Source organism: Streptomyces sp. NPDC031265 (genome assembly GCF_055570295.1).
On the sequence record NZ_JBVIHM010000002.1, the window covers coordinates 15371 to 32068 of the forward strand.

The following is a 16698-nucleotide window of genomic DNA, read 5'->3' on the forward strand; positions in this document are numbered from 1 at the left end:
CGGATGCGCGCCCGCCTCGACACCTCGCACTTCGCGCCGCTCACCAGGGCCGTGGTGGAGCGGGTCGTCCACTCCGCCGCCGACCTCGGCTATGCCACGGACCTCGTCTGCGCCGAGGAGTCGCTGGTGAAGGCGCACGCGGCGCTGCACGCCGGGGCGCCGGTCGTCACCGATGTCGAGATGGTCGCGGCCGGGATCACCCGGCGCGAGACCGTCTGCCGTCTGCGGGACGCCGAGTCCGGACCCGGACTCACGCGTTCGGCACACGCCATCCGGCTCGCGTACGAGGAGGTGGGACCCGGCGCGCTCTGGGTGATCGGCAACGCGCCCACCGCGCTCGAAGAACTCCTCACCCTCGACACCGCTCCCGCGCTGGTGATCGGCCTTCCGGTCGGTTTCGTCGGAGCCGTCGAGTCCAAGCAGGCGCTGCGCGAGAGCGGCCTGCCCGCCGTCAGCAACGTTTCCGAGAAGGGCGGCTCGGCGGTGGCCTCCGCCGCGCTCAACGCCCTTCTGTACCACCCCCTCTCCAAGGAGAACCAGTGACCACCCCCCAGACCAAGCCCGCACTGCTCGTCGCCGGGCACGGCACCCGGGACGACGCCGGGGCCGAGGCGTTCCGCGCGTTCGTCGAGGAGCTCGGCCGCCGCAACCCCGAGCTGCCCGTCGCGGGTGGCTTCATCGAGCTGTCGCCGCCGCCGCTGGGCGAGGCCGTGACCTCGCTGGTGGAGCAGGGCGTCAAGCGGTTCGCCGCCGTGCCCCTGATGCTGGTGTCGGCCGGGCACGCCAAGGGCGACATCCCGGCCGCGCTCACCCGCGAGAAGGAGCGCCACCCCGGCATCTCCTACACGTACGGCCGCCCGCTCGGCCCGCACCCGTCGCTGCTCGCGGTCCTGGAGCGCCGGGTCGACGAGGTCATCGGCGACCTCGACCGCTCGGAGGTGACGGTCCTCCTGGTCGGCCGGGGCTCGACCGACCCGGACGCCAACTCCGAGGTGTACAAGGCGGCCCGGCTGTTCTGGGAGGGGCGCGGTTACGCGGGCGTGGAGACGGCGTTCGTGTCGCTGGCGGCGCCGGACGTGCCGGCGGGCCTGGACCGCTGCGAGAAGCTGGGGGCCCGGCGGATCGTGGTCCTTCCGTACTTCCTGTTCACCGGCATCCTGCCGGACCGGGTGCGGCAGCAGACCGAGGAGTGGGCGGCGGCGCACCCCGGCCTCGACGTCCGTTCCGCCGACGTCATCGGGGCGGCCGAGGAGCTGCACGCGCTCGTCATGGAGCGGTACGAGGAGGCGGTGAAGGGGGATCTGCGGATGAACTGCGACTCCTGCGTCTACCGGATCGCGCTGCCCGGTTTCGAGGACAAGGTGGGACTGCCCCAGCAGCCGCACTTCCACCCGGACGACGACGGCCACCATCATCACCACCATGGCAGCCATGCGCACGCACATCACTGAGCACGATCTGCGCCACCACGGGGACGCCGAGGTCCGTGACGGCGGCGAAGGTCTGACCGACCTGGCGGTCAACGTACGGGCGGGTACTCCCCCGGACTGGCTGCGGGAGCGGATCGCCGCGTCCCTGACCGGGCTCGCCGCCTACCCCGACGGGCGGGCGGCGCGGGCGGCGGTCGCGGGGCGGCACGGGCTGCCCGTGGAGCGGGTGCTGCTCACGGCGGGGGCGGCGGAGGCGTTCGTACTGCTGGCGCGGGCGCTTTCGTTCCGGCACCCCGTGGTGGTGCACCCGCAGTTCACCGAGCCGGAAGCCGCCCTGCGGGACGCGGGGCACGAGGTCCACCGGGTCCTGCTGCGCCCGCAGGACGGGTTCCGGCTCGACCCGGCGGCGGTGCCGTCGGAGGCGGACCTCGTGGTGGTCGGCAACCCCACGAACCCCACGTCGGTGCTGCACCCCCGTGGGGTGCTGGCCGCGCTGGCCCGGCCCGGGCGGACGCTGGTCGTGGACGAGGCGTTCATGGACGCGGTGCCCGGCGAGCGGGAGGGGCTGGCGGGGCGGACGGATGTGCCGGGCCTGGTGGTCCTGCGCAGCCTCACCAAAACGTGGGGTCTCGCGGGGCTGCGGATCGGCTATGTGCTGGCCGAGCCCCCGGTCGTGGCCGCGCTGTCGCGGGCCCAGCCTCTGTGGCCCGTCTCCACGCCCGCGCTGGTGGCGGCGGAGGCGTGCGTGTCGCCCCGGGCGCTGGCGGAGGCGGAGGAGGCGGCGCACCGCCTCGCCGCGGACCGGGCGCATCTGGTGGCGGGGCTGGGGGAGTTCGAGGAGGTACGGGTGGTGGGAGCGGCGGAGGGGCCGTTCGTACTGGTCCGCATGGCGGGGGCGGGGGCGGTGCGTGCGCGGCTTCGTGGGCTGGGGTTTCTTGCCCGGCGCGGCGACACGTTCCCGGGCCTTGGGCCGGAGTGGCTGCGGCTTGCGGTGCGGGACCGTTCGACGACGAATCGATTCCTCCAGGCGCTGGACCAGGCGCTGACGCTGACGTCGGGGTGACCGGGGGTTGGTCGCCCCCCGGCCCGTTCCCTTGACCCTCCGGGGGTGGGTGGGGGGTGAGGTGGTCTCCCGGGGGCTGCGCCCCCGGACCCCTTCGCGGGGCCTGCGGCCCCTGCACCCCGCCCACGGGGACTCGTGGGGCTCGGGTGAGCCAGGGGCACGCCGGTGACTTGAGACACCGGAATCTCTACGCACAGAGAGTGAACTCGCGTACACCTGGCGTCAGTTCACCCCAAGGGGGGTTGTTGCGGCCTTCCGTTCGAGTTGGCTCGTGTATGCGTTCCCCCCGTGGCGACCGATCCGCCTCCCCGCGGCGTACGCCGGTGGTCCGCGCCGGCGGTCGCGTCATCGCGCCGAACGACTACAACGAGCCACTCCCCCGGACCGTCACCCTCCGCGTCAACTCCCCGCCCTCATCCCACGATCCGCCCGTTCAGCACGATCCGGCTCGGTGACGCCAGTACGCGTACGTCCGCCCGGGGGTCCTGCTCGTACACCACGAGGTCCGCCGGGGCGCCCTCCTCCAGGACCGGGCGGCCCAGCCAGCCGCGGGCGCCCCAGGCCGTGGCGGAGAGGGCCTCCACCGGCGGGATGCCCGCCTTGACCAGTTCCGCCACCTCCGCCGCGACCAGGCCGTGGGCCATCGAGCCGCCCGCGTCGGTGCCGACGAAGACCGGGATTCCGGCGTCGTACGCCGCGCGGACCGTGTCGTAGCGGCGGGCGTGCAGTCGGCGCATATGCGCCGACCAGACCGGGAACTTGGCCTCCCCGCCGTCCGCGAGGTGCGGGAACGTGGCGATGTTGACCAGGGTCGGGACGATGGCGACGCCACGTTCCGCGAACAGCGGGATCGTGTCCTCGGTCAGGCCCGTGGCGTGCTCGACGCAGTCGATGCCGGCCTCGACCAGGTCGCGCAGCGAGTCCTCCGCGAAGCAGTGGGCCGTGACCCGCGCGCCCAGCCGGTGCGCCTCGGCGATCGCCGCCTCGACCTCGCCGCGCGGCCAGCACGGCGACAGGTCGCCCACCTCGCGGTCGATCCAGTCCCCGACCAGCTTGACCCAGCCGTCACCGCGCCGCGCCTCGCGGGCCACGTACGCGACGAGGTCGCCGGGCTCGATCTCATGGGCGTAGTTGCGGATGTAGCGGCGGGTGCGCGCGATGTGGCGGCCCGCGCGGATGATCTTCGGCAGGTCGTCGCGGCCGTCGATCCAGCGGGTGTCGGAAGGGGAGCCCGCGTCCCGTACCAGCAGGGTGCCCGCCTCCCGGTCCTGGAGGGCCTGCTTCTCGCTGGTCTCGTCGTCGACCGGGCCGTGCTGGTCGAGCCCGACGTGGCAGTGCGCGTCGACCAGGCCGGGCAGCGCCCAGCCGGTGACCGTCACGGCGTCCACGGCACCCGGCGGGCGCTCGTAGGTGATCCGGCCGTCCACCGCCCACAGTTCGTCCCGCACCTCCTCGGGACCGACGAGCACCCGCCCCTTCACATGCAGCACCACGTGATCGCTCATGGTCAGCACTGTACGAGGCGCTGGGTACCCTCGACCGGGTACACCCACCGAAGTACCGGCACACCCGCTCAAGTACCGAGCGCACCCGCTGAAGTACCGAGCACCGAAGTACCGAGCACACCCGCTGATGTGAAGAAGGCACCGCTGTGACGCACCCGTTCCTCGACCTGGCTCCGCTGACCGCCGACCGCTTCGCGGCCATCGAGCGGCGGGTGGCCGCGCTGCTCGCCACCGAGCAGGACGTGGTGATCATGCAGGGCGAGGCGCTGCTGCCGTTGGAAGGCTGCATCCGGGGCGCCGCGCACCCCGGCTCCACCGCCCTGAACGTGGTGACGGGCCCGTACGGCCAGACCTTCGGCAACTGGCTGCGGGACTGCGGCGCCGAGGTCGTGGACCTGGAGGTGCCGTTCCACACGGCGGTGTCCGCCGAGCAGATCGACCGGGCACTCACCGAGCGCCCGGAGATCGACTTCGTCTCCCTGGTGCACGCGGAGGCGGCGACCGGGAACACCAACCCGGTGGCGGAGATCGGCGAGGTGGTCCGCCGGCACGGCGCGCTGTTCATGCTGGACGCGGTCGCCTCGGTGGCCGCCGAGCCGCTGCTGCCGGACGCGTGGGGGGTGGACCTGTGCGTGATCGGCGCGCAGAAGGCGATGGGCGGCCCGGCGGGCGTCTCGGCGGTGTCGGTGAGCGAGCGCGCCTGGGCCCGGATCGCCGCCAACCCGGGCGCCCCGCGCCGCTCCTACCTGTCGCTCCTCGACTGGAAGGAGCGCTGGATCGACGGCGGCCGCAAGGCGCTGCTGCACGCCCCGGCGCAGCTGGAGATGCTGGCCCTGGAGGCGTGTGTGGAGCGGATCGAGGCTGAGGGCCTTGACACGGTGACGGCCCGGCACGCGTCGGCCGCGGCCGCGACCCGGGCGGGCGCCTCGGCGCTCGGCGGCGGTCTGGAGCCGTATGTGTACGAGGCGCGGGACGCGGCCCCGGTGGCCACGACGCTGCGCACCCCCGAGGGCGTCGACGCCTCCGAGCTGGTCGCCAAGGCGCTGGCGGCCGATCCCGCGCTGCCGCTGATCGCGGGCGGCGGGGCGCTGGCGAAGGAGATGATCCGGGTCAATCACTACGGGGCCGATGCCACTCGGGGTGCGGTCCAGGGCTCGCTCGCGGCGCTGGGGGCGGCGCTGGGCGAGACGGGCCGGAAGGTCGATACGGAAGCTGCCCGCAAGGCCGTGTCACAAACCTGGTAGCACCTTTATCGCATATGGATAGCCGATTAATTCCAGTAAACGGGAAGCTGCTTTATCCAGAGCAGCTTCCCGTTTTCTTCTGCCCCGGCTTGTTGATCTCAAACGCAAGATCTCAACAAGGTTTTCGCGGCCCTCGGGCGGGTGTGATCGACCCCACAAAGGCGCCTTTTTGTCCCGGAATTACCGGACAAAACGCCTTGCGCGCATGCCCGCGTGATAACACAGACCCGCGCCGCGCACACCCCCTCCCGGGAATGCGATTTCGATTTCCGCTGGGTAAATTCCCTCCGCATGACCGCCGCACAGACCGTTGTCCATATCGACACCCCACGCGTCGAGGACGGCGCCGCGATCTGGCGTATCGCCCGCGATTCGCAAGTCCTGGACCTCAACTCCTCGTACAGCTATCTGCTCTGGTGCCGCGACTTCGCCGCGACCTCCGTGGTGGCGCGCGACGCCACCGGTGAGCCGATCGCCTTCGTCACCGGATACGTCAGGCCCGCCCGGCCCGAGACGCTCGTCGTCTGGCAGGTCGCCGTCGACCGCGAGCACCGGGGGCGGGGCCTCGCCGGCACTCTGCTCGAAGCGCTGACCGGGAAGGTCACCGACTCGCACGGGGTCAGCTCCGTCGAGACCACCGTGACCCCCGACAACACCGCCTCCGACCGGCTGTTCACCGCCTTCGCCGAGCGGCGCGGCACCGCGCCCCACCGCGAAGTCCTCTTCGACAGCGGCCTGTTCCCCGACGAGGGGCACCAGGCGGAAGTCCTCTACCGGATCGACCTGGGAGTACGACTGTGACCATCACCCCGCCCGCACTGAGCGTCTTCGAGACCGTCGAGTCGGAGGTGCGCAGCTACTGCCGCGGCTGGCCGGCCGTCTTCGACCGCGCCCAGGGCGCCCGGCTCACCGACGAGGACGGCCACGAGTACCTCGACTTCTTCGCCGGGGCCGGCTCGCTCAACTACGGCCACAACAACCCGGTGTTGAAACGGGCCCTGCTCGACTATCTGGAACGCGACGGCATCACCCATGGCCTGGACATGGCGACCACCGCGAAACGCACGTTCCTTGAGACCTTCCAGAACGTGGTCCTGCGCCCGCGCGACCTGCCGTACAAGGTGATGTTCCCCGGCCCGACCGGCACCAACGCCGTCGAGGCGGCGCTGAAGCTGGCGCGGAAGGTGAAGGGCCGCGAGTCGATCGTCTCCTTCACCAACGCCTTCCACGGCATGTCGCTCGGCTCGCTCGCCGTCACCGGCAACGCGTTCAAGCGGGCCGGGGCCGGAATCCCGCTGGTGCACGGCACGCCGATGCCGTTCGACAACTACCTGGACGGGCAGACCCCCGACTTCCTGTGGTTCGAGCGGCTTCTAGAGGACCAGGGCTCCGGGCTCAACAAGCCCGCCGCCGTCATCGTGGAGACCGTGCAGGGCGAGGGCGGCATCAACGTGGCCCGCCCGGAGTGGCTGCGCGCGCTCGCGGACCTGTGCCGGCGCCAGGACATGCTCCTGATCGTCGACGACATCCAGATGGGGTGCGGGCGCACCGGCGCGTTCTTCTCGTTCGAGGAGGCGGGCATCACCCCGGACATCGTCACCCTGTCCAAGTCGATCAGCGGCTACGGACTGCCCATGTCGCTCTGCCTGTTCCGGCCGGAGCTGGACGTGTGGGAGCCGGGCGAGCACAACGGCACCTTCCGCGGCAACAACCCGGCCTTCGTCACCGCGACCGCGGCACTGGAGGCCTACTGGGCCGACGGCGGCGCCCTGGAGAAGCAGACCCGGGCCCGCGGCGAGCAGGTCGAGCAGGCGCTGATCTCGATCACCGAGGAGAACCTGGTCGACATCAAGGAGTACCGGGGCCACGGCCTGGTCTGGGGCATCGAGTTCCACGACAAGGCGCGGGCGGGCGCGGTGGCGCGGCGCGCCTTCGAGCTCGGGCTTCTGGTCGAGACGTCGGGCCCGCAGAGCGAGGTCACCAAGCTGCTCCCGCCGCTGACGATCACGCAGGACGAGCTCGACGAGGGGCTGCGCACCCTTGCCCGCGCGGTCCGCGAGATGGCCGTCTGACCCGTACGTACGAGGAAAGAGAGCAACCCGCTGTGATCGTCCGCTCGTTGAAGGACATCGAGAACACCGAACGCCATGTCCGCGCCGCCTCCGGCACCTGGGAGAGCAAGCGGATCGTGCTCGCCAAGGAGAAGGTCGGCTTCTCCCTGCACGAGACGATTCTGTACGCGGGCACCGAGACGTCGATGTGGTACGCCAACCACATCGAGGCGGTGCTGTGCGTGGAGGGCGAGGCCGAGCTCACCGACCACGAGACCGGCGAGACCCACTGGATCGCGCCCGGCACGATGTACCTGCTGAACGGCCATGAGCGCCACACCCTGCGCCCCAAGACCGACTTCCGCTGTGTCTGCGTCTTCAACCCGCCCGTCACCGGACGGGAGGACCACGACGAGAACGGCGTCTACCCGCTGCTGACCGAACCCGAGGAGGGCTGATCGACATGCAGGACCTGTACCCCACCCGTGGCGCCACCGAAGTGGTGACCCCCCGTCAGGACCCCGTCGTCTGGGGGCCGTCCGACGGGCTCGAATCGTACGAGAAGGACGGATTCCTCACCGTCGACCAGCTGCTGGCCGACGACGAAGTGGCCTTCTACCGGCGCGAGCTGGAGCGGATGATCGCCGATCCGGCGGTCCGCGCCGACGAACGGTCGATCATCGAGCCGCAGTCCCAGTCGGTGCGCTCGGTCTTCGAGGTGCACCGGATGAGCGAGATCTTCGCGGGTCTGGTGCGCGACGAGCGCGTGGTCGGCACCGCCCGGCGGATCCTGGGCTCGGACGTGTACGTCCACCAGTCGCGCATCAACGTGAAGCCGGGGTTCGGGGCGTCGGGCTTCTACTGGCACTCGGACTTCGAGACCTGGCACGCCGAGGACGGCCTGCCCAACATGCGGACCGTGTCCGTGTCGATCGCGCTCACCGAGAACCACGACACCAACGGCGGCCTGATGATCATGCCGGGTTCGCACCGGGACTTCCTGGGGTGCGCCGGGGCCACGCCGAAGGACAACTACAAGAAGTCGCTCCAGATGCAGGACGCGGGCACGCCGTCCGACGAGGCGCTGACGAAGATGGCGGACCGGCACGGGATCCGGCTGTTCACCGGGCGCGCCGGCTCGGCGACCTGGTTCGACTGCAACTGCATGCACGGCTCCGGGGACAACATCACCCCGTATCCGCGCAGCAACGTCTTCATCGTCTTCAACAGCGTGGAGAACGCGGCGGCCGAGCCGTTCGCGGCCCCGATCCGCCGCCCGGAGTTCATCGGCGCCAGAGACTTCACGCCGGTGGGGTGACCCGGCCCGGCCAGGGGGTCCGGGGGTCGCCCCTGGAGTCACAGCCCGCCGGTGCGTTGATCGTTGGTACGGTCGGCGCATGGCTGATGAATCTTCACGGACTCCCGTCACCGCGGCCGATGTCGAACACGTCGTACGGCTCTCCGTCACCGCGCTGCGGGCGGGGCTGGCCGCGGACTGGAGCGTGAAGGCCGGCTCCCTGGAGTGGGACTGCTGGGAGACCGTCGAGCACCTCTCGGACGACCTCTTCGCGTACGCCGTGCAGCTCGGCCCGCAGCAGCCGCCGCTCGACGGCGAGGTGCCGTACCTGTGGGAGGCGAAACGTCCCGGCGGGCCGCGCAACGCGGTGCACGCGGACCGCGCGGCCGGGCCCGCCGGGCTCCTCCAGACCCTGGAGGCCAGCGGCGCCCTGCTGACCGCGATGGTCCGCACGGCGTCCCCGGACGTCCGCGCCCACCACGGCTTCGGCATCTCGGACCCGGAGGGCTTCGCGGCGATGGGTGTCGTGGAGACGCTGCTGCACACCCACGACGTGGCGGAGGGCCTCGGGGTCACCTGGGCGCCGCCGGGCGGGCTTTGCGACCGGGTGCTCGCGCGGCTGTTCCGCGAGGTTCCGGCGGATCCCGACCGGTGGCGCGTGCTGCTGTGGGCCACCGGCCGGGCGGAGCTGCCGGACCTGCCGCGCCAGGAGTCCTGGCGCTGGTACGGCGAACCACTCAGTGGCGCAGCCAGATCCTGAGCCCGCCGACCGGGGTGAACCCGGCGCGGACGGCGGCCGCGAGGTCGTCGCCGCTCTCGTAGCCGACCACGTCGAGGCCGGGCCGGTGCCGGGCGAGCGTGCCCAGGCAGCCGGCCCAGGCCGCGTCGAGGTCGCCGTCGGCCGCGAACAGGTTGGAGACGCCCACCACCGAGGCACCCTCACTGGCGACCGCGCCCGCGACGATCCGGCCCGTCGCGTCCCGCGCCGCGAGGAAGGAGTGGGAGCCGTCGTCGAGGAGCGCGGCCGGGAAGAGACCGCTGCTGTCCCCGTCCGACCACGCCTGCTCCCACTGCGCCAACTCGGCCTCCGTACGCACCGGTTCCCACCCTCCCGCGCCCGTCCCCTGCGCGGGGCGGTGGATCCACTGGGCGTCGAAGAGGACCTCGAAGCCGTCGGCCGTCAGGTCGAGAGCGGCGAAGCTGTCCTTGACCGAGGCGCCCGGTGAGTCGTCGATCCGCTCCACGATCCCGCGCGGCCCGGCGCCCGGGTCGAGGGTCACCGCGTCGGGGTAGAGCGGCGGGGTGCGCTGTGCGCTGGTCCAGGCGCGGGGGCCCCACGCGCCCGTGATGCCATGTGCGCGGCAGAGCGCCGCACACCACTCGGCGTTGTTGCGGGCGGCGGCGCGCACCCGTACGTCCTGCTCGATGTCCCTGGTCACGGCCCGATCCTCCCCCGCAGGACCGGGCCGCGACCAGGGGTTTTCGCCCCGGTCAGACAACGACGGCGGCGCCCAGCGCCGGGTAGTCGAGGTAGCCCTTGTCGTCGCCGCCGAAGAAGGTGGCCGGGTCGGGGGCGTTGAACGGGCCGCCCGTCTCAAGGCGCTGCGGCAGGTCCGGGTTGGCGAGGAAGAGCGCCCCGTACGAGAGCAGGTCGGCGGTGCCGTCCTCGATGAGCGCGAGCGCGTCCGGGCCGGTGGGGCCGTCGGTGGCCGCGTTGAGCACGACCGTGCCGTTGAACAGCTTGCGCAGCGTTCGGGTGAGCTCGCGGAGCCCGGGACCGCCCTCCAGGATGTGCAGATAGGCGAGCCCGACGGTCTCAAGCTCGCGCACCAGCGCGGTGTACGTGGCCTCCGGCGCGGGCTCGCTCATGTCGTTGTAGCTGTTTCCGGGCGAGATGCGCAGGGCGGTGCGGCCCGCGCCGATCTCGGCGGCGACGGCCTTGACGGCCTCGACGGCGAACCGGGTGCGGGCCTCGTCGGAGCCGCCCCAGCGGTCGGTGCGCAGGTTGGTGGTGGGCGACAGGAACTGGTGGATGAGATAGCCGTTGGCGCCGTGCAGCTCGACCCCGTCGAAGCCGGCCGCGATGGCGTTGCGCGCCGCCGCCGCGTACTGGCCGATGGTCTCGACGACCTCGGCGTCCGTCAGCTCGCGCGGGGTGACGAAGTCCTGCGGGCCGTTGTGCGTGTAGACCTTCCCCGCGGCGGCGACCGGGGACGGGGCGACGTTGACCAGGTCGCCGGGCAGCAGGTCGGGGTGGCCGATGCGGCCGGCGTGCATCAGCTGGGCGAAGATGCGGCCGCCCTGGGCGTGCACGGCGTCGGTGACCTCGCGCCAGGCGGCGACCTGCTCCTCGCTGTGCAGGCCGGGGGTGTCGGGGTAGCCCTGGCCGACGGCGGCCGGCTGGATGCCCTCGCTGATGATCAGCCCGGCACCGGCTCGCTGGGCGTAGTACGCGGCCGTGGACGCGGTGGGCGAGTTGCCCGGGCCGTAGGCGCGGCTGCGGGTCATCGGCGCCATGGCGATGCGGTTGGGGAGGCGGAGGCCGGACAGGTCGATCGGGTCGAAGGCGGTGCTCATGACAGCTCCAAGGGAGATTTATGTGGTCGGCCAAGTAATCCGACGCGGCCCACTGTAACCCATTGATTGGCCGACCAAGGTAAAGTTGTGGCATGACCACGGACGCGCGCAGCCAAGACCCCCTCTGTACGGAGTTGTCCCGCACCCCGGGTGCGGCGCGCGGGGGCCCGATCAGCCACGCCGTCTCCCGGGTGGCCCGGCTGCACCGCGTCGCCGCGGGCCGGCTGCTGCGCGCGACCGGGCTCTACGCGGGCCAGGAGATCTTGATGATGCATCTGTGGGACGCGGGCGCGGTGCGCCAGTCCGAGCTGATCAAGGCGCTGGAGCTGGACCCGTCGACGGTGACGAAGATGCTCCAGCGCCTGGAGCAGGCGGGCCAGGTCCGCCGCCGCCCCGACCCCGCCGACCGCCGCGCCTCCCTGGTCGAGGCGACGGAGGCCAGCTGCGCCCTGCACGACGCGGTGGAGGCGGCGTGGAACAGCCTGGAGGAGAAGACCCTGGCGGGCCTGACCACAGCGGAACGCGCCGAACTGGCCCGCCTGTTGAACAAGGTGGAGACGAACCTGTGCCCGATGGCGGCGACGGAGGACTGCCCGCCTCCGGACTGCTGAGCACACCCGTCAGAGCCCCGCGCAGCACGGCGCCGAAGGGACGCGGGGACCTGCGCGACCAGCCCGCCTCGGTCCGCAGCGAACAGACGGCCCGACAAGGGACGCGGGGACCTGCGCGACCAGCCCAGCACGACCCGCAGCAAACAGACGGCCCGCGGCAAAAGGACGGTCTTACAGGGCCGCGCCCAGCACCTCCAACGCCCGGTCCACGTCGGCAGACGAGTTGTACAGGTGGACAGCGAACCGCAGGTTCCCACCCCGCGCGGACGCGTGAACGCCACCCCGCAACAACTCCGGCTGCACGCCGCCAAGCCCCGGCACGGCAACGATCGCCGAGGACTCGGCGACGGCCCGGTGCCCCAGGGCGGCGAGCCCCGCCCGGAACCGCCCCGCCAGCGCCAAGTCGTGCGCGTACACCGCCTCGATCCCCACGGCCTCAAGGACCGCGAGCGACTCGGCGGCCGCGTGGTACGACAGGAACGAGCCCGGCTCGTCGTAGCGCCGCGCGGACCCCGCGAGCTCCCGGACCGGCCCGTAGTTGTCGGCCAGGTCCGCCGCCGCGAACCACCCCGAGTGCAGCGGCGCCAGCCGCTCCTGTGCCTCCTCCGTCACGGTGAGGAACGACGTACCGCGCGGACAGGCCAGAAACTTGAAACCGGCCGTGACCGTGTAGTCGTACGCGCCCGCGTCCAGCGGCAGCCAGCCCGCCGACTGACTGGCGTCGAGGAGCGTACGGGCCCCGTGCGCGGCCGCCGCGGCCCGTACGGCGTCAAGGTCCGCGACCCGCCCGTCGACGGACTGGACGGACGAGAAGGCGACCAGGGCCGTGCCCGGCCGTACCGCCTCGGCCAGCGACTCCAGCGGCACGTACCGCATCTTGAGGTCGCCGCGCACCGCGAAGGGCTGCACCACGGAGCTGAACTCGCCCTCGGGGGCGAGGACTTCGGCCCCGGCGGGCAGTGAGTGGGCGACGAGGGCGACGTGCACCGAGACCGAGGAGCCGAGGGCGACCCGGTCGGCGCCGACCCCGGTGAGCCGGGCGAACGAGTCGCGGACGGCGGCGAGCGCGTCGAAGCTGCCCGCGCCCTCGCGGGTGCCCGTCAGGTTCTCCCCGGCGAGCCGCGCGATGGCGTCCACGGCACGCCGGGGCAGCAGGCCGCAGCCGGAGGTGTTCAGATACGTCGTCTCGGGCGCGAACGCGTCGCCCGACAGGGGCTCCAGGATCTCCATGATCCCACCCTGAGGTCCCCCCGCCCCGGGGTCAATCGACAAAGGCCAAGGGGAACCGTCAACGTCTGCTTACGGGTTGGGCCGAAAGTATGCAGCCCAACAACCCCACGACCGTACGTGCACCACTCACATCACACGCGTCACGCGCGCGGGACCTCGCACCCGTCCGGGCCGCACGCGTCGCCCTCGGCCGCGGCGGGGGCGCCGAGCGTGGCGAGGACGGGCGTGCGCTCCTGCCAGGCCTGCTCAAGCGCCTGAGTGAAGACCTCGGCGGGCTGGCCGCCGGAGATCCCGTACTTGCGGTCGACCACGAAGAACGGCACCGCGCCGGCGCCGAGCGCGGCGGCCTCGGCCTCGTCCGCGCGCACCTCGTCGGCGTACGCGCTCTCGTCGGCGAGCACGGCCTTCGCCTCGTCGGCGTCCAGGCCCGCCTCGACGGCCAGCTCCAGCAGGACGGCGGCGTCGAAGACCGAGCGCTCCTCGGCGAAGTTCGCCCGGTAGGCGAGGTCGAGCAGCGCCTCCTGGCGGCCCCGGGCCTTGGCGAGGTGGAGCAGCCGGTGGATGTCGAAGGTGTTGCCGTGGTCCCGGCCCTCGGTGAGGTAGCCCAGGCCCTCGGCGTGCGCGTTGGAGGCGACGTGCTCCTCCATGCCCCGGGCCTCGTCCAGGGTGCGCCCGTACTTCTCCGCCAGCATCGGGATCACCGGGCCGACGGCGTCCTTGGCGCGGTTCGGGTCGAGCTCGAAGGAGCGGTGCACGACCTCGATGTCGTCGCGGTGGGCGAACTCCGCCAGGCCCTTCTCGAAACGGGCCTTGCCTATGTAGCACCACGGGCAGGCGATGTCGCTCCAGATCTCGACGCGCATGTCACTTCTCTCCGAGTAGTTTGTGTCACTTTCAAGTATTACAACGTACGGGACGGCCGACGCATTCCCCCGGTCGGTCCACCACCGATCAGCCCGCCATCGGTCAGCCCGCCCTCGCTGAACCCACCGTCTCCAGCCTGCTGAAGGTGGCCCGGTACGAGCTCGGGGTCAGACCCGTGCGCCGGACCAGATGGGCGCGGAGCGAGTCGGCGCTGCCCAGGCCGCTGGCCTCGGCGATCTGGTCCATGGCGAGCGTGGTGGTCTCCAGGAGCTCCTTGGCCCGCTCGATGCGCTGGTGCAGCAGCCACTGCAGCGGGCTGACCCCGCTCTCGGCGTGGAAGCGGCGGGTCAGGGTGCGCACGCTCACCCCCGCGTGCCGGGCCAGGTCGGTGAGGGTGAGCGGCTTGTCCAGGTTGCGCATCGCCCAGCCCCGGGTGTCGGCGCAGGCCACGCCCCGCTCGGCGGGCAGCGGGGTCTGGGTGAACTGGGTCTGCCCGCCGGGCCGCACGGGGGCGACCAGCGCGGCCCTGGCCACCTGGTTGGCGACGGCGGCGCCGTAGTCGGTACGGATGATGTGCAGGCACATGTCGATCCCGGCCGCGTATCCGGACGAGGTCATGACGTCCCCGTCCTCGACGTAGAGGACGTCGCCCTTGAGGTCGAGGGTCGGGTAGCGCCGGCCCAGCTCCTCGGCGAGCTCCCAGTACGTGGTGGCGCTGCGCCCGTCGAGCAGTCCGGCCTCGGCGAGGACGAAGGCGCCACTGCAGATGGAGGTGATCCGGGTTCCGTCGGCGGCGGCCGCGCGGACGGCCTCCACCGTGCGCGGATCGGGCACATAGCGCTGCCCCGTCCCCGCGACCAGGACCGTGTCGGCGTCCGCCACGGCGTCCAGGCCCCGGCCCACGTACAGGTCCAGCCCGCCGGTGGTGGCGACCGGGCCCGGCTCCGGGGTGCAGACGGTCAGCTCGTACCCGGGGGAACCGTCGATCTCCACCTTGGCGAAGAGCAGCTCGGGGATGGCGAGGTTGAACATCGCCACGGGAGAGGGCGCGATGACGACGACGCGGTGGGGGGCGGATGGCCGGTTCGTGGACCGCCGGTCGGACTTCATGGCCAGAACCTCCGGATGCATGACGTTCAGGCCACTACTGTAACCGGCGGCGGATCGTCAGGCTGAGGGCATGTCACCCGACGCCGTACGCCAATCCGTCTCCGCCGCCGACCAGTTGAGCACCGACGGGTCCCTACGGCACAGGCCGTCCCGTTCCCCCTCCCCCGGCCTCACCCTCGCCGCCGCGCTCCTCGGCTTCGCCCTGATCACGCTGGACGCGTCCGTGGTGAACGTGGCGCTGCCCGCGATCGGCTCCGACCTGGGCGGCGGGATGTCCGGGCTGCAGTGGGTGGTCGACGCGTACACGCTCGCGTTCGCGGCGCTGATGCTGTCGACCGGCGCCTTCGCGGACCGGATCGGCTCGGCGAGGGCGTACGCGCTGGGCACTTTCGTCTTCGTCCTCGCCTCCGCCGCCTGCGGCTTCGCCCCGGACCTCGGGGTGCTGATCGGGGCCCGGGTGGTGCAGGGCGCGGCCGCCGCCGTGGTGCTGCCCGCCTCGCTCGCCCTGGTGCGCCAGGCGTACGCGGATCCGGCGCGGCGGGCCCGCGCGGTGGCGCTGTGGGCGGCGGGCGGCTCGGTCGCGGTGGCGCTCGGCCCCGTCGCGGGCGGGGCGCTCACCACGGCCTGGGACTGGCGCGGCATCTTCTTCATCAACCTCCCGCTGGGCTTGGCGGCGCTGGCCCTGACGACCCGCGCCCCGCGCTCGGAGCGCCGCCCCGCGCCGCTGGACCTTCCCGGCCAGCTGACGGCGGTGGTGGCCCTGGCCGCGCTCGCCTTCGCGGTGATCGAGTCCGGACCGGTACGGGTGGTGGCGGGCGCGGTGGCGCTCGTCTCCGGATCGGCCTTCCTGCTGATCGAGTCGCGCGCGGCCCATCCGGTCGTGCCGCTCGGCCTGTTCCGTACGCCGACGGTCGCGGTGGCGGTCGCGGTCGGTGCGGCGGCGAGTGTGGCGTTCTACGGCGTGATCTTCGTCTTCTCCCTCTACTTCCAGCGGGTGCGGGGGGAGTCGGCGCTGGTGGCGGGCCTGATGTTCCTGCCGATGACGGCCCTGATCCCGGCGACGAACGTCCTCTCGGGCAAACTCGCCAACCGCTACGGCCCGCGCCGCCCGATGATGATCGGCCAACTGGTGGCCCTGGCGGGCCTGCTCCTGCTCCTCGTCCCCGACGAACAGACACCCACCCTGCTGGTGGCGTTCCTCCTGATCCCCCTGGCCCTCGGCTGCGCCCTCTCCATCCCGGCCCTGACCGCCGCGATGATGGAGGCCCTGCCGCAGGAGCGGGCGGGCCTGGCGGCGGGCGTACTGAACGCGGCGCGGCAGGTGGCGGGGGCGCTGAGTGTGGCGATGTCGGGGGCGCTGGTGGCGGGGGGATTCGTACCCGGGATGAGGGTGTGGCTGGTGGTGGCGGCGGCCCTGTTCGCGGGGACTGCGGTGGCTACGCGGCGGCTGCGGTAGCCCTCCGGGGTGCGGGATTCGTCTACGGGCCCGGTGGGAGCCGGTCGCGCAATTCCCCGCGGAACCCTCCGGGGGTGCGGGATTCGTCTGCGGGCCCGGTGGGGGCCTGTCGCGCAGTTCCCCGCGCCCCTGAGGGGGATGGGGATGTCCAGCGCGGACAGGTCAGGTTTACGGGGCACGGCCAAATTCAGCCCCTGGGGGTCCCCCCTGGACGAAGTCCAGGGGGAGTTTGAGGAGCGGGGTCCGGGGCGGAGCCCCGA

General features: G+C 72.4%; 16 protein-coding genes and 1 pseudogene. 11 read left to right on the forward strand and 6 right to left on the reverse strand.

Going from position 1 to position 16698, the window contains the following annotated elements; translation table 11 throughout:
• Nucleotides 1-3: 3 nt before the first annotated feature.
• From ACZ499_RS04260 to cobC, 3 genes are read left to right on the forward strand one after another with little or no spacing between them, the layout of a single operon-like run.
• Nucleotides 4-543 (forward strand): precorrin-8X methylmutase, encoded by a 540-nt coding sequence (locus tag ACZ499_RS04260; protein ID WP_468672838.1) that lies wholly within the window; start codon nucleotides 4-6, stop codon nucleotides 541-543.
• Nucleotides 540-1451, forward strand: coding sequence for a sirohydrochlorin chelatase (locus ACZ499_RS04265; protein WP_468405001.1), 912 nt, complete (start codon nucleotides 540-542; stop codon nucleotides 1449-1451). The genes ACZ499_RS04260 and ACZ499_RS04265 overlap by 4 nt, the downstream gene beginning before the upstream one ends.
• A complete protein-coding gene (gene cobC / locus ACZ499_RS04270) occupies nucleotides 1423-2493 on the forward strand; it encodes an Rv2231c family pyridoxal phosphate-dependent protein CobC (protein ID WP_468672144.1) in 1071 nt (356 codons plus the stop codon). Before ACZ499_RS04265 ends, cobC begins: the two co-directional genes overlap by 29 nt.
• Before the next feature lie 413 nt (nucleotides 2494-2906).
• On the opposite strand, the gene ACZ499_RS04275 is transcribed toward cobC, so the two are convergent.
• Nucleotides 2907-3998 carry an amidohydrolase family protein gene (locus tag ACZ499_RS04275; RefSeq protein ID WP_468672146.1) on the reverse strand — a complete coding sequence of 364 codons (1092 nt, stop codon included), beginning with the start codon at nucleotides 3996-3998 and terminating at the stop codon, nucleotides 2907-2909.
• A 146-nt stretch (nucleotides 3999-4144) separates the two neighbouring features.
• Between ACZ499_RS04275 and ACZ499_RS04280 the strand changes: the two genes are divergently transcribed.
• The 6 genes and pseudogenes from ACZ499_RS04280 to ACZ499_RS04305 all read left to right on the forward strand — a co-directional run.
• A complete protein-coding gene (locus ACZ499_RS04280) occupies nucleotides 4145-5242 on the forward strand; it encodes a pyridoxal-phosphate-dependent aminotransferase family protein (RefSeq protein WP_468672148.1) in 1098 nt (365 codons plus the stop codon).
• 291 nt (nucleotides 5243-5533) lie between these two features.
• On the forward strand, nucleotides 5534-6043 hold the full coding sequence (ectA, locus tag ACZ499_RS04285) for a diaminobutyrate acetyltransferase (protein ID WP_468672151.1): 510 nt from the start codon (nucleotides 5534-5536) through the stop codon (nucleotides 6041-6043).
• A complete protein-coding gene (gene ectB, locus ACZ499_RS04290; protein WP_468672152.1) occupies nucleotides 6040-7314 on the forward strand; it encodes a diaminobutyrate--2-oxoglutarate transaminase in 1275 nt (424 codons plus the stop codon). Before ectA ends, ectB begins: the two co-directional genes overlap by 4 nt.
• Nucleotides 7315-7346: 32 nt before the next feature.
• Nucleotides 7347-7751: an ectoine synthase gene (locus ACZ499_RS04295; RefSeq protein WP_406345146.1), complete on the forward strand. Its 405-nt coding sequence runs from the start codon at nucleotides 7347-7349 to the stop codon at nucleotides 7749-7751.
• Nucleotides 7752-7756: 5 nt separating this feature from the next.
• Nucleotides 7757-8611, forward strand: a complete 855-nt coding sequence (gene thpD, locus ACZ499_RS04300; RefSeq protein WP_468672154.1) for an ectoine hydroxylase — start codon at nucleotides 7757-7759, stop codon at nucleotides 8609-8611.
• Nucleotides 8607-9350 (forward strand): annotated as a pseudogene (locus tag ACZ499_RS04305) (VOC family protein); the annotation flags it as partial. The gene thpD and the pseudogene ACZ499_RS04305, both read left to right, overlap by 5 nt.
• Here the strand turns inward: ACZ499_RS04305 and ACZ499_RS04310 are convergent.
• Together ACZ499_RS04310 and ACZ499_RS04315 are read right to left on the reverse strand one after the other, a co-directional pair.
• Nucleotides 9328-10029: a hypothetical protein gene (locus ACZ499_RS04310; RefSeq protein WP_468672156.1), complete on the reverse strand. Its 702-nt coding sequence runs from the start codon at nucleotides 10027-10029 to the stop codon at nucleotides 9328-9330. The pseudogene ACZ499_RS04305 and the gene ACZ499_RS04310 overlap by 23 nt on opposite strands.
• 52 nt (nucleotides 10030-10081) lie before the next feature.
• Nucleotides 10082-11167, reverse strand: coding sequence for an alkene reductase (locus ACZ499_RS04315; RefSeq protein WP_468672158.1), 1086 nt, complete (start codon nucleotides 11165-11167; stop codon nucleotides 10082-10084).
• Nucleotides 11168-11259: 92 nt separating this feature from the next.
• On the opposite strand from ACZ499_RS04315, the gene ACZ499_RS04320 reads away from it, so the two are divergent.
• Nucleotides 11260-11778 (forward strand): MarR family winged helix-turn-helix transcriptional regulator, encoded by a 519-nt coding sequence (locus ACZ499_RS04320; protein ID WP_468672161.1) that lies wholly within the window; start codon nucleotides 11260-11262, stop codon nucleotides 11776-11778.
• Between the two features lie 171 nt (nucleotides 11779-11949).
• On the opposite strand, the gene ACZ499_RS04325 is transcribed toward ACZ499_RS04320, so the two are convergent.
• The 3 genes from ACZ499_RS04325 to ACZ499_RS04335 all read right to left on the reverse strand — a co-directional run bounded on the left by ACZ499_RS04325 (nucleotide 11950) and on the right by ACZ499_RS04335 (nucleotide 14904).
• Nucleotides 11950-13008: an aminotransferase class V-fold PLP-dependent enzyme gene (locus ACZ499_RS04325; RefSeq protein WP_468672163.1), complete on the reverse strand. Its 1059-nt coding sequence runs from the start codon at nucleotides 13006-13008 to the stop codon at nucleotides 11950-11952.
• A gap of 140 nt (nucleotides 13009-13148) precedes the next feature.
• Nucleotides 13149-13871: a DsbA family oxidoreductase gene (locus ACZ499_RS04330; RefSeq protein WP_468672166.1), complete on the reverse strand. Its 723-nt coding sequence runs from the start codon at nucleotides 13869-13871 to the stop codon at nucleotides 13149-13151.
• Nucleotides 13872-13974: 103 nt separating this feature from the next.
• A complete protein-coding gene (locus tag ACZ499_RS04335; RefSeq protein WP_468672840.1) occupies nucleotides 13975-14904 on the reverse strand; it encodes a GlxA family transcriptional regulator in 930 nt (309 codons plus the stop codon).
• A gap of 148 nt (nucleotides 14905-15052) precedes the next feature.
• Here ACZ499_RS04335 and ACZ499_RS04340 point away from each other — a divergent pair, with 148 nt between their 5' ends.
• The gene (locus tag ACZ499_RS04340) at nucleotides 15053-16438 is read left to right on the forward strand and encodes an MFS transporter (protein WP_468672169.1); all 1386 of its coding nucleotides are present in this window, start codon (nucleotides 15053-15055) and stop codon (nucleotides 16436-16438) included.
• Nucleotides 16439-16698 lie beyond the last annotated feature (260 nt).